This is a genomic window from Pseudobdellovibrio sp. HCB154 (assembly GCF_046267985.1).
Lineage (GTDB): Bacteria > Bdellovibrionota > Bdellovibrionia > Bdellovibrionales > Bdellovibrionaceae > Pseudobdellovibrio.
Map to the genome: position 1 here is coordinate 2,064,927 of NZ_CP176530.1, position 13,452 is coordinate 2,078,378.

General features: G+C 38.9%; 12 protein-coding genes. 1 reads left to right on the forward strand and 11 read right to left on the reverse strand.

Annotated features, from left to right (window positions below; genetic code table 11):
* Position 1: 1 nt before the first annotated feature.
* From ACKWCF_RS10105 to ACKWCF_RS10155, 11 genes are all read right to left on the reverse strand, one after another.
* A complete protein-coding gene (locus ACKWCF_RS10105) occupies positions 2-1,390 on the reverse strand; it encodes a hypothetical protein (RefSeq protein ID WP_409477463.1) in 1,389 nt (462 codons plus the stop codon).
* Between the two features lie 14 nt (positions 1,391-1,404).
* The gene (locus ACKWCF_RS10110) at positions 1,405-2,076 is read right to left on the reverse strand and encodes a hypothetical protein (protein ID WP_409477464.1); all 672 of its coding nucleotides are present in this window, start codon (positions 2,074-2,076) and stop codon (positions 1,405-1,407) included.
* Positions 2,076-2,894, reverse strand: coding sequence for a flagellar motor protein MotB (locus tag ACKWCF_RS10115; RefSeq protein WP_409477465.1), 819 nt, complete (start codon positions 2,892-2,894; stop codon positions 2,076-2,078). The genes ACKWCF_RS10110 and ACKWCF_RS10115 overlap by 1 nt, the downstream gene beginning before the upstream one ends.
* Positions 2,884-3,741, reverse strand: coding sequence for a motility protein A (locus ACKWCF_RS10120; protein WP_409477466.1), 858 nt, complete (start codon positions 3,739-3,741; stop codon positions 2,884-2,886). The genes ACKWCF_RS10115 and ACKWCF_RS10120 overlap by 11 nt, the downstream gene beginning before the upstream one ends.
* Positions 3,742-3,753: 12 nt before the next feature.
* A complete protein-coding gene (locus ACKWCF_RS10125; protein WP_409477467.1) occupies positions 3,754-5,421 on the reverse strand; it encodes a hypothetical protein in 1,668 nt (555 codons plus the stop codon).
* Positions 5,418-7,112: a hypothetical protein gene (locus ACKWCF_RS10130; protein ID WP_409477468.1), complete on the reverse strand. Its 1,695-nt coding sequence runs from the start codon at positions 7,110-7,112 to the stop codon at positions 5,418-5,420. Before ACKWCF_RS10130 ends, ACKWCF_RS10125 begins: the two co-directional genes overlap by 4 nt.
* Positions 7,093-8,823 (reverse strand): hypothetical protein, encoded by a 1,731-nt coding sequence (locus ACKWCF_RS10135; RefSeq protein ID WP_409477469.1) that lies wholly within the window; start codon positions 8,821-8,823, stop codon positions 7,093-7,095. Before ACKWCF_RS10135 ends, ACKWCF_RS10130 begins: the two co-directional genes overlap by 20 nt.
* 211 nt (positions 8,824-9,034) lie before the next feature.
* Positions 9,035-9,589, reverse strand: coding sequence for a hypothetical protein (locus tag ACKWCF_RS10140; RefSeq protein WP_409477470.1), 555 nt, complete (start codon positions 9,587-9,589; stop codon positions 9,035-9,037).
* 12 nt (positions 9,590-9,601) lie between these two features.
* Complete coding sequence (locus ACKWCF_RS10145; RefSeq protein ID WP_409477471.1) at positions 9,602-10,474, reverse strand: NAD-dependent epimerase/dehydratase family protein; 873 nt, start codon at positions 10,472-10,474, stop codon at positions 9,602-9,604.
* 46 nt (positions 10,475-10,520) lie between these two features.
* Positions 10,521-10,766, reverse strand: a complete 246-nt coding sequence (locus ACKWCF_RS10150) for a hypothetical protein (RefSeq protein WP_409477472.1) — start codon at positions 10,764-10,766, stop codon at positions 10,521-10,523.
* A gap of 13 nt (positions 10,767-10,779) precedes the next feature.
* On the reverse strand, positions 10,780-11,907 hold the full coding sequence (locus ACKWCF_RS10155) for an ATP-binding protein (protein ID WP_409477473.1): 1,128 nt from the start codon (positions 11,905-11,907) through the stop codon (positions 10,780-10,782).
* A 271-nt stretch (positions 11,908-12,178) separates the two neighbouring features.
* On the opposite strand from ACKWCF_RS10155, the gene ACKWCF_RS10160 reads away from it, so the two are divergent.
* Positions 12,179-13,348, forward strand: coding sequence for a hypothetical protein (locus ACKWCF_RS10160; RefSeq protein ID WP_409477474.1), 1,170 nt, complete (start codon positions 12,179-12,181; stop codon positions 13,346-13,348).
* Positions 13,349-13,452: the final 104 nt, after the last annotated feature.

A 13,452-nucleotide genomic window follows, 5' to 3' on the forward strand; every position in this document is an offset into this window, starting at 1 on the left:
TTTAGAAATCTAACAATAAACCGAATTTAGTCAGATCAAATTTACGGCTATCGCCTGTTGCGGTCGCCATTTGCATATTTTGTGTTTCAAATAACCCACCGACAATGTATTCAGTTTTTCCGATGATCATTTTATATTTATAATAAGCGCCGATTTTCATGTGTGATTTAACGACTTTTGACCCTAACGAAGCCATTTCAAATTTACCGATCACTGTGTTTTTCGGGTTAATTGTGTAAGTAGCATCTGCCCCAAAAGCAAACTGTGACGATTGAAACTTAGTGCTTGATAAATCTTGTTTCACATCAAAGTTTCTATGACCTGTCCAAACACCGTAATTCAAACCTGTTTTATTATTTGAATAATAACCCACTGTGACTTTTGAATCACGAGAACTTACAACAGCTGGGTCTTCCCCCATTGAAAAACTATTGTAAAAACCAAAGCCAAATTTAAAATAACTCCAGACAAAATCTGTAAGACCGCTAAACTCGTAGAAAAAACTTGATGAAGAATAACTTGCAGTATCACTACCTAACGCCGAAGAAGCCATACCGAAATAAACTGACTTATCAAAACCGATTGATAAAGTCGCGGCCTTTTCTTCTAATTTTTTAACAAACACAGCGTAAGTTAAAGTTTGATCTTTTTGTTTGAACCGAAAAGCGCCTGAAGCTTTACCTTCTAAGTTCCCTTGCGGAATTTCAAAAGTACGGTAACGCTCACCTTTACCCGAAACCTCAACAAGGTTTGCACTGCTCCAACGGGCTTCTTGTGGTAAAGAAATCGTCACTAACCCGGGAGAAACCGCAAAGTTACAGCTAATCCCCATTGGAAAAGCAACTTGTGTATTTTTAACTTCGCGAAGTTTTAATAATTCTTGCGGACAGCCGCGCATCACCATCACGTTTTGTTCAGGTTTTGGTTTCCATTCGATTTCGTAAACCACTTGGCCCGTTTCATCTTGGATGTAAGTTTTTGCAGCGCCAGTCACAAGGCGCACTTCATCGGCTGTAACTGGTGTGTCGATTAACTCATCGCTGACTGCCACTTCAGGTTTTGCAGTTCCCGAGGCTACAACAGTGCCCGATGTTAATTCAGACATCACTGTTGTAGAAAGAGTGTATTTATTCAGGAAAGAAAAATCAGTTTCAGGCGAATCAGCGCCCTTAACACGGTACTTTGCTGGCAAAACAAAACCTTTTTTTAACAGGATTTCAACACCATACACCGTGTTCACTTGATCAAGCTTAACAAAACCTTCTTTAACAGAATATAAAACTGAATTCGCCGCGGAGTTACTTTTGACGTCTTTGATAGTAACTTCGGCTAACGCCAATGACGACACTAATGATGATAAAATAAGAATGAATAACCGCGCACGTTGCATGTGCTACTAGGTTATTAATCCGTAATATCTAATGCAATCTTTTTTTTGCTGCTACGGTACGCGACGATCAGAGCGATCACGAGAATCGGAAAACCAAAATAAACTAGACTACCAGGGCCTTCATGCTTTTCTTCTGAAGCTGGGGCTCTATCTGGAACAACAAGAACTCTTTCAGTGCTCACTTCGTTATTTTGGGCTAACTGAAGATCTAAACTGCTTTTTTTAATCTGGCCCTGGCCAGAGACTAAATCATTAAAAGTCTTCTTTGCGTGATAGACTTTAACCTGCACCGAAGGACTGTTTGCAAAATCTGAGACTTGGAACCGATTAAGCGCTAGCACTTCAATCCATGCATTTTTATACCCGACATGCTCATCTAATTTTTCTTTGAAATTAGTTTTATAAAGTGTAACCAGCTGATAAGAACAACGCTCTAATTCATGATTGTTTAAAACCTTGCTTTGTTGTTCTGCTGAACGCTCAAGATCTGAGTGAAAATAAACAAACTGTCCTGGCGCTAAACCACGCGCAATAGTGGGATCAATCTTCGTAAGCTCTTTAGGGTTACCGCCAAGACGTTTTACAGTTTTACGAATACCCAAAAGAGTGTCGCCCGGTTTAACGATGTAAACCGCGTTCACTGCAACTCCGTTTTTTACAAAACCTTGGGTCTGATACTGTTTCATTAATCAATTTTCTTTAAGTTAATTTTTTTAGCTTTTTGACGATTTTCATCATCATCTTTAAGAGTCATTTTTTCGATTAACTTCTCTTGACCGTTAACAACCATGTAAAGCGACACTTCACTGACTGATTCATCACCGCGGCTGTTATATAAAGAAACGTTAAATGTGTACTCGCCGTCTTTAGGAGCTGTCGTTTTAAAAAGTTCTACACCCGGACCACGATCAGCATCATTCACGAATTCATCTGGATCGTTTTCAGCCAGTTTACGATTTTTAAAGTTAAGCTCTTGGCCTGAAGGTGTTGTCACCGTCATATCCACATCATGACTTCTATTCGCCCATTTCACAAATACGATCACGCTGTTCGCTTCGCCAGGTGCTACTTTTTGAGAAGCTACGTTACGGCTAACTTCCTGAAGTTTAGCTTGCGACATTTTTGATGTTTGTGACATCTTAGCCATAGCTAAATCTTTTGTGCTTAATTCATCTTGCGCTTCAGCTAGCTGCGAGCGAAGTTTATTCATTTCTGCATTCAATGAAGCAATAATACGTTTAAGTTCATTAGCATCAGACGATTCAACCATCTTTTGCATAGATTCAGTTTTTTGATCAACAGCTGTAGATTGAAAACCTTTTTCTGAGATTTTTTTGAGTTCTTTCTCGACGGCTTCAGCTACACTTTTATTTTTCATGGCGAACGAATAAAGCATCACGAATAGACCAAACAGTAAGGTCATCATGTCAGAGTAACTGACAAGCCACTTCTCATCAACGTGAGGGACTCCGTGTGAATCGTTGTGCTTTTTCTTACGACGCACTCTCTACCTCATCTTTTACCGGAGGTTCAACAGATTGAGACGTCTCCGTATACTTAGCAATAAATTGACCTAATGCCTTTCTTACAGCCACTTGTTCATTAATATCTAAACCGAAAGTGATCACTTCGATTAAAGATTCAAAAGAAGTGCCTTCTTTTTCTTTAACAATGGCTTCAGCAATAACTTCGCGGATATGATTATCATCTTCAGCTAACTGAAACGCGTAATCGGCTAATGGTAAGAACACGAAGTTGGCTAAACCGATCCCCCAGAAAGTTGCTGTTAAGGCAACCGCCATGGCTTTACCCATCGCTTCTGGACCACCCGAACCTAAATTCGTCATCATCTGAATCATACCCGTCGAAGCTCCAAGAAGACCTAATGCCGGCGGATACTTAGAGATATTTAATAAAACTTTCGCGTACGCTTGATAACGGATTTTGAAGTTTTGTACGCGCATTCCCATGGCATCGTAAACTTCGTCAGCCGTCATGTGCTTTTCACGTAATAATAATAAACCGTCCAATACGAACATATGGTTATATTTACGTTTTTTCGCATCAAAAAACGGAGATTTATTTTGATAAAGCGAAGTTAATAATTCGTAGATAACTTCGATATCATATGAACTCTTCTTTAAGAAGAAACCGTAGATTAAGAAGTCGATAAGCTCCGAGATCATCTTAAATGAGTAAGATAATAACGTGATCGCCACCGTACCACCGAATACTAGGGCCAAGGCATGCGTATTGAAAAAGATTGTTAGATCCGAGAATCCACCGAAGATCCCCACATGCATAACAAATCCAAGAGCAATAAGTCCAAACCATATTGATCTAATTTTCATAACCGTTCCCCTTTAACTCGCCACACTGATAATTTCGCGCGTACGATGTGTTAAGCGAGCTACATCTTTAAACGCGTTTTCTGTTTCAAAATTAAAATATTGCGAAGCACTTTCAACCACTTCGCGACTAACAACAATTGTTCTTTCTAAGCTTACACATGTGAAAGCCAGACTACGAACTTCAGCAAACGGCTGGCCAAAATACATCATTCTTCCCGTAACCGGGCTTAAATGAACTGTGGCTTTACCTTTAACTGCACTGATTAAATATGAATTAAAATATTTAAAGCTTTCTGAACCTGTTCTTAAATACGACTCAACTTCTAAAACCGAGTTTAATCCGCGCAGATCTACTTGTTCGCCGTCATCAAAAAGTCCCCAAGCCAAGGTGATTGAGCTATTTAATTGCGTGATCACAACGCCATTTGTACTTGCAATGATCTCTTCGATATTTTTACGGATCAGGTCGTTTTCTTTGATAATATCTTCTGCCGTAGCTTCTGGATTATCACCGATGAGCTCTAACTGAACCACTAAAACATCTGATTCAGTTAATTCAAGGTTAACTGCTTTGAAATTTAACTTATCAGCTAAATTAACACGTTCGAATTTCTGAATCACTTCGCCAAACTTAGCACTTCTATCAACATTCACGAACGTGGTATTGATTTGCTGAGATAGCTGATCGAATTCATCTTTTAAAACGCTATCTTTAATCACAGGTAAAACTTCACGACGTTGTGAATAGTCTTCAAGCTGCTGCGATAAATGCTTCATTTTTTGCGAAGCAAATAAACCCATGAGCGAAAGCAAAACAACTACACATGAAAACAAAACACCTACAGCCTGAGAAAAGCTAGATTTTAATAAATAAACTGACTGCCAAAGATAACCTTCTGGCGATTCAGTTAAAATATAAAAACCGCTCGCACTTTTTACAATCGAGGCATAATAATTATCAGTCGATACTTTATCTAAGTATTTCGTTTGAATGACCGACTTGTTATTTTTATTTAACTCAACAAACGCTGGGTGCTCATTAATATCAATTGATAGTGATTCACCACTTTGGGCCATTACGCCACCAAGCGGTTCAAACATAAACTGGCTAAAACCTGGCACCGGAGTAAATAAAGCCTGAAAACGCTGAAGATCAGCATACACAGCAATAACGCCTTGTTGATCAGGCAAAGAACTTACGATAGCTAAGAGTTGCGTTTTTTTATCTGTCGCTGTTAATTTTTGTACGAAATGTTTTTCAAAGTGTAAACGTGAAAAATCCAGAGGGTTTGCGCCTACAGTTTCTTTGATAAAATCATGAGTCAAGCTTCTGTTACTGATAAATTCGCTATTAGTAAAGTTGGCCACAGCGTTGTATTTACCGTCTTTAGCTACGAATAAATCAACAGCTACTAGATCAGAATCAATACCTTCTGTGCCGAAGTTTTCGCGTTTAACTAATAATTTTTTAACGATATCCTGTGAAGCCATCTGATAATACTTAATACGCGCTTCGATCTCGTTGGCTTTTGTTGCCGACGTTACATGAAGCTGAGACATCGCTTGATTTACGATAAACTCTTTTAAAGTATTTTCAGTGCGTGACCAAGAAAGCTTAGCGAAGACACCGACAATCAAAGTTAAACCTAAAAAATATTTAAACATGAGCTTTAATGTCATAAGTTAGCCTCCATAATATAGCCCACATTGATATAATGGCCTTCTTGTGAAACTTTGTTGTTTCTATTAGATGGGTCTCTAAATTCGTATTCGCTGGATTTAAAAAGATAGCCTACCTCAAAACGATCGCCTTGGGTGCCGCGGTTAAATAAAGCATTGATCGAGTAATCAATTGTATGACCTTGCTGGAGCTCTTGATTGTTAGATTGAGTCACTTGGTGCACCGGCTTTTGGTAACCTACTCTGAAATCAACAGCATATTCAGCTAGATAGTTATATTGAATACTAGCATTCGCAAAAAGATTTAAAAAATGTTGAGAAAAAACATTTAACTGCGTGGCTGACTGCGGATCTGTCGTTGTTTGAATTAAACGATCAAGGCCAATACCGGCATTAACTTTAAAAACCGTCGGGTAAGAATTATAATGCGAAAATTCCTGACCATAGCGAAGATCGTAAAGGAATTCGCCTTTTGTTGGTAATTTTAAATAGCCAGCGTTGATTTTATAATACTGATTTAAGGCATCTGTAAAGCCGGGGTCATTTTTGCTGTATGAAAAATTAAGAACCTGACCATTGATTTCAACCAATGACGATTGCGATGGAAATTCAGATTTGTAATCTATCGTTGAAGAGATCACATTAAAATGGTGATAGTACTGTTGTGCTTTGGCTTTAACGATATCGCGGTAAAATCTGTTTTCAGCCACAAGTGTACGATCACCCTCTTTAACTGAGAAATCGATACAAGCATCGGCTGAATAGATTTGGCCTTTAATATTCGTTTTTACGCAGAACGTGTATTCACCACCGCCCCATGACGCTGGAATTCTAAAATTTGTGCCATAAAATGTTAACGTCGAAAACTTCTGCATTTCTAACGGATCAGCATTTTTTTGATAAACGGCGATACCGTATCTTCTGAAATCAGCTACGTTATTCCAGCTAATTTCACGCACAAAAGTATTGGCCGGTGTAATTACACGCGGGCTTAATTTTTCTTTTTCATACAGATCAACTGGTAACAGTTGTGCAGCGATAATTTTGCTTTGAGCATTACGGGCGATGATTTTCACTGCGTAAGAACCTGATTCAATACCCGAAACAGAAGCTTCAGGTGTTTTTAAATCTTTTAAAACCACCGACGGTGCTTCACTGAAAATTTGGCTCTTTTTAATGTCGCGAGTCGCACTTAACGTATTAATTTCATAACGTTGCGTCTGATAGACAGAAACTTCGTATGAAGCGGCATCACTTAGCTGTGTCCATTTAAGCTCTGCTACATTTTTATTTTTTAAATCTTTACCAATACCACCGATATTTTCATCCATATTCGTAAAAGATAATTTGTAATCTTCTACAACGAATGAGGCAAATTCGCTCCAATTAGAAACTGTTTCATCGGCAAAAACCACTTTAAAACGAAAGCGGTATTGACCTTTGGCTAAATAATCTTGCCATTGGGCTGTTGAAACTTCAGAACTTGTTACCGGGCCACGTGCCGGATGAATTTCAACAATATATTTTTTAGCATTAGGTTCAGCTTTTAAGTTTAAAGCTACCTTACGCTTCATCTCTGGATCTACTTTTTCACTTAAATACTTCGGACCCGTAGTCTGTGCGGCCACGGCTGAAAGTGATAAACCAGCAAATAAAATAAATGTCGTAAAGCTAATTACTAATTTCGACATTTTCTACCTGCGGCGTAATAATGCCCGACTGACTTGAGTTAAAATCTGTCGGTGGAATTAATTTGACCTTAATTCCCTGTTCAATCGGTTGATTTTGGCTTGCTGGCAGACGGTCTTTTTGACCGACCTGAGGTTGCAAGTTTTGACTTTCAAAATAGTTATTTAACTTTTTATCTTCTACGCGGAACTTAACCTGGTAATAATCAACCGGCAAACCTTGTAAGCTTAAAGAATCACCTTTGTTAATGACACCTGACTTAACCACTTGATTATCAGCACCTAATACTTCGTAAGGATATTGATATAGAGCTGAAATCGATGCCGGATCGAAGTTTAAGCTGTAATTACGATCGGTAATGATTTCTTTTTTCTTTGTTTTTTCATGCTTGGCAAAAGTTAAAACCTGTTTTTGCGAGCGTTTAGAAAGCGTGATTTCTTGCTCTAAGGCTTTACCTAAGATTTGCATTTTATTGTTGTAAGGTTCAATTCTAACCTTAACTGGTGTCGTTGTATCTAGTTTTACGTTAAGTTCTTCGCTATCAACGTATAAACTTTCTTTAACTTGTTTAATATCACCAGAGGCATTTTCTTGAAGATAAATCAGTGTTATTTTGTATTTTGCTACAGGTAATTTTGTGATTTTTTGCCATTGTAAATGCATAATCGAATCACGATAGTAAAACTGCTGGGCTTCTGCATTTTCATGCCATGATAAAACATCGGCATCAGAACTTGCTAATGGTGCAAAGAAGAATGCACGTGATTCAGTGTAAACACCTTTATCACTTATAACACGCCAGTAATAAAAACCATACTCAGCTGGCTTAAAGTTCACTTGATTTTTTCTGCCAGCCTCAAGTTCACTCACCATTTGGCTATTTTTAAAGATCTGAACTTTAACCGTCTCTACGTTAGAAGCTTTTGACCACTTTAAGATAAAGTCTTCTGGATTAAGAACATTATTGATCAATTCTTTATCCGCTGGATATATAAGGTTAATTTTTGATTGGAATTCATTTTTCCAGAAATTCACTGGACCAGTTTCTAAAGCTGTATCATCTTCTCTGACAACAACTTGCCAATAGAACTGATTCATCGGCCAAGATTCTTTAAATCCGCCTGTTTCATAAGGGTAAAATTTAACTAATTGTAAGTTCGACTTATCACTGCCTGCCCAAAATTCAACCCAACGATTTTTAATTTCAGCATCAACATTCCACTTAAAAACTAACTGCGGGCCTTTTTCTTCGTTCACCAAATGAATATCATCCACTTTAAAGAAAGCAGTTTCATTTTGTGTTTTTGAATCTAATAAAGGTAGCTGTGCTAACTGGCCGTTATTTTGTTCAAACAGACTAATCACTTTGTCAGCTTTTTTTGTTAAAGCGATAACTGAACCAGAAGTTAAATAGAGCTCAAACTTTTCGCCGTTTTTTTTCACTGTCACATCTGTGAAAGGCAACAGGCGAAGTTTATGCTTACCAACTTCAAGAACAACTGAAGCCTCTAAAGTTTTGATCGTATCGTTTGCTAAAATAATTTGCCCGTGAATAGCTAATGTTCCTGACGGAGCAAGAGCCTTCTTCACAATCACTGACTCACCTTCAGTAATTAAATAACCAACAACATCTTGTGAATTAGAAAGTTCTCGTTGACCCAAGTAAAAATTTGATAATTGAAAAGCAGCACCGCAAATTGCTGCAGTGGCCATAAAGATATATAAAAAACTTTTCAAATTCTTGTAGACAAACACGAAAACTATATCGGAGAAAACCGTGTCTTTTTAAAGAGTTAGACATTCAGTTTCGGTCTTAGGTACAGCAAAATAACTAGAGTTGTTTACACGAACTTAACTACGTCACCAAATTCCCAACAGGAATTTAACAACTGCAACCGATTTGCTAGACTTAAGATGTGTGAGACTAAAAACTGCAGTACTGAGCGCGATCAGTATCAAGGCCGTTGAATGATGAACTCAACCAAACATCAATACTCTGCCCTTTTAAGAAATTTGTATTTATATTTTCTGTGAATGTCAGATGCAGATAATATCTTTTTTTACGTTTATGAATTGTCGCTTGGCCTAAATTTTTTAAATAGATAATGTTAAATTCAGTGTCGTACTTGAATGTCGAAGAGAAAGTTTTTTTTACGAATAAATTATTAAAATCATATTCGCGGTAATCAACCGTGTAAGTGTTATCACGGTTTAAATAAATAAAGACTTGTCCCGTTAAAATATCGGCTTCTGATTGTGTGTTTGGTACATCCCAAAGAATCGCTCCGCCACCCACTAAATATTGAAAAGATAAATCACCGGCCGCACAGGTTCCTTTAGTTTGATAAAAAAGCTCATCCGGAACACCGAAGCGATCCGTGATGTAACTAGGACCCCAAAAATCTTCGGACGTAACTCCGCACGAAGAAAGCATGGCGATGCTTATCAAAGCTGAAATACCCTTAAACAAAAACTTCATTACCCTACTAGGCTACAAGTAGTTTTTAATAACTGCAACTATCCACTCGGAGATCGGAGCGGGCTTAAATCCTAAGCTGAGTGCGCGATCAATGTTCACAAACCAATCTTTTTCTAAACCGTAAGGGGACTTGTCATCAGCACCCTTAGCTTCAGAGTAGATCAATGCTTTTTTGCCCACATTTTGCTCAATAAAATTGACCAATTCACGTAAGCGCAAAGGCATTCGTGAAGCCATATTCAAAGGCCCGGTAAAATTGATGTGACCAAGTAAGAACAAACCTTCAGCGGCATCGGCAGCATGAATAAACGACATCTGAGCCTCAAGGTTTGGAAAATACACGGGCTCACCGTTTTTGATTTTATCGACATAAAATTTTAAACGTTCAGTGTAATCATCAGGCCCCATCACGATCGGAAAACGCACAGCCACCACAGGCATCGTGTTTTGATTAAAGAACACAGCTTCACACTGACGCTTGGCTTCGCCATAATTTTCTTCGCGAGTTAGAATTTTATCGTATCTATATGTATTAGGATTAAAATCATCTTCGTGAAGATTTCCTCTCTGCGAGTATACCGACACTGTCGATGTAAAAATAAATTTTTTCGCATGACCAGAGAAAATTTCAATCGCCGCTTTAGCTTGATGAGCATCAAAACACACTTGATCGTAAACCACATCCCAAGTCTTATGTTGCACATGAGATTTAAATTTTTCGATGTCATCACGATCACAAATAATGCGTTCGACTTTATCGCCAAAGCCATCATCTAGCTGGCCTCGGTTTAAAATGGTCACATGATCACCATTTGCGATTAACTTTTCAATGAGACGTTTTCCGAAAAAGCGGTTACCACCGATAACTAAAATTTGCCTTGCCATGACCTCATTGTGCCCTCGGTAAAACAACAAAGTCCATCCTTAACAATCAGTGACGATCATGACGACCTCTTACATCTTCGTCGTGATAGCTTTCTGCATCGGGATCGTAGTCTTTAGCTATTGTGCGATCATCGAACTTGTAATCAGTCTCAACTTCTCCCCGCCCATAGGTGCGTCCATAACCACCGCGCACATAGCCTTCATCTTCAATATCGTTATAGCGCTGATACTTATCGGAATCCTCATTCGTATGGTGTCTTTCAATTCGACCTCTATATGGTGTATTTCGCATAAATTCTCCTTTATTAATTTTTTTCGTTTTGGTTTAAACGTTCTTTCTGACAAGGGCGCGCATCTTTAGGAAGGCTAACTGTAAAAACCGCTCCCTCTTGTTCTGCGCTACGCACTTTAATCTCACCACAATGAGCTTCAGTGATCCCTTTAACAATGGTAAGCCCAATACCCCACCCTAGCTTACCACTTGATTGCGCTGATCGTGCGCGCGAAAACTGCTGAAATAGGCTCGACATATTTTCTTTAGGAATAGGTTCACCATGATTTTTCGCTGAAAGATTGATTGTGCTGTCAACCTCATCCACTGAAATCAGCACTGGAAAATTTTTAGCACCGTATTTAATGGCGTTGCTACAAAGATTTTCGAGAATTCTGCGAATCCCTTTTTTACTCCAATAGGCCTTAACAGATGCGGGGCCGTTAAATATAAACCGATCACCATGAAGACTAGATAATTCATCCATAGTTTCTTGAATGATAGAAATAAGATCACAGTGTTCAATGTGTAACGACATCCCGTGACCCGCACGGATGCGATTGGTATCTAACAAATCTTGAATCATGCTGTCGCAACGTTTTGAGTTGGCTAAAATACGATCGGCTAATTTTAAAACCATGGCTGTTTCTTTAGATTTTAATTGCAGAAGTTGGGCTGACATATCAATGACCGAAAGCGGGGTTCGCAAGTCGTGAGTCAATGTATTGATAAACTGATCTTTTAAATTTTCAATCAGCTTTTTTTCAGCGATATCAAAAATCGTAGCGATCACTTTCGGTTCCTGATCGGCAATGGCGGGATAAAGCGCTCCCGAAATCATAACCCAAAGTGGAGTTCCGTCTTTTTGCAGATAACGTTTTTCGATATTCCAAACTTTGCCTTCTGAAATTGAAGATACATCTTCGGGAATTTTATTAATTATTAACTTACTGTCTTCAGGATGTGTAATTTCGTAAGTTGTCATTTTTAAAAGTTCATCTGTGGTATACCCTAACATCTCACAAAAACGTTTATTCACTTGCAAAAAGCGCCCCGAAGAAACATCAACAATAGCTTTTCCGGCAGCGGCTAGTTCACCGCGTTCATCGGTTCGCATCAAAGATTGAATCACTTGATCAAGAAATTTAGGAAGCGAATCCATCAGATGCGGTTTTGTCTCTTTTTGGGCCTCGGCGAATTCGCTGCGTACAATCTGCTCCCACCGCGAAAGAACTTCTTTCTTTGATTTCTTGAGACGCTTTGCCGCGTCGATGGCATCCTGATTTTCCACATAAAATAAAAGAGCAAAAAGCGGACCCTACCGCAGTGGATTATTTAAATCATGATACTGAAACCAGCATATTGTTTGTATTTAGTTTTCATCTAGGCATTCTCATTGAAAACAAGCGCCTAAGATGCAAAATTTCTTACGCATGAAAATCGTATCTATCTTCGTTCTTTTTTTCCTAGGCTTTTCTACTTCAGCTATGGCTGCATGGGATCTTAATGATGTATCTTATCTTATGCCTTTACCTAAGGTTATTGGATCTGACAATTTACTTAGAATAAAAGATGAAGGATCACAGGGCCCGCTGTTACCGCGCCAAGTTTTAAGTGTGGTACCACCACTTTCGCCGGTTATGACTTCAGCCGAAGCTGAAGAAAATTTACGCGTGATTGCCGTGCGTATTGATCCATGTTTTCCACTGCCCACGCCAATGGCTTGCCAAAAACAAATTCGTTTTGTGTGGCAACCACTTGAGATTGGCTTTCGCCAGCAAACAAGCACAGTCGACGCTGCCTTACATAGTTTTTATATTCTAACCGATGCCGAGTTTGACGAGCTTTTATTAGACCTTGCTGCCTGGAAAAATAAATTTAGTCCACAGACTCAAAACTTACCTTTGCAAATTCATCCGGCCTGGAAAGCCGAAGGCGATCAAAGTCCCGCCTTCATCGAGTTTAATTCAATCGTAAAAAAATATGCCGGAACAAGAAAATTAACACGTGTCACTTCAATGGTCGTTCGTGGTGCTGGTGATATGTGGGCTTTTGCAGGCTTTGCGATTAAAGACAATCAGCTTAAACTTTTTATGGTTCCCCGTTTAGATCGCCAATCACAGGCTTTTGTTAACTTCGCTGTGCCTGCAGATCACTTTGAGCGTGGTATGATTTCACCACAGCCCACAGGTAATGATTCGTTTTCAAAAATCACTACAAACTCCGATCGCTATCAGGTCGGCGAAACTACACCTGAGCACGAAGAAGTTATTTTAAAAGAGCTGCGTGCTATGCATCGTATAGAAAACCCACATGCGTTTAATCCAGAGAATATGGACTGTGTTTCTTGCCATGTGGCTTTATCAGGTCGTTCGTGGATTGAAAAAAATCGCCCGGATCTTGGTTTACAGACGATAGCTGATGCTTTTGCATACAAGAATGCTCGTTATAATTTAGAAAACAAAAGCACGAATGTTCACAACACACAGAGCTTACGTGCGTTTGGCTATTTCGGTAATGAACTGGCCATCAGCCAGCGTGTTATTAACGAGTCAGCGGCGGTCGCAGATCAGATTAATCAATACGTTGAGAGTTTGAAATAGCATAAAATATTGACATTAATTGCGGCCTCTACTAATTTGGAATTGTTATTAATTAGTAACACGCCGATTTGAGTGCAGCTTGCGGGCGAAAAACAGCTAAAGCG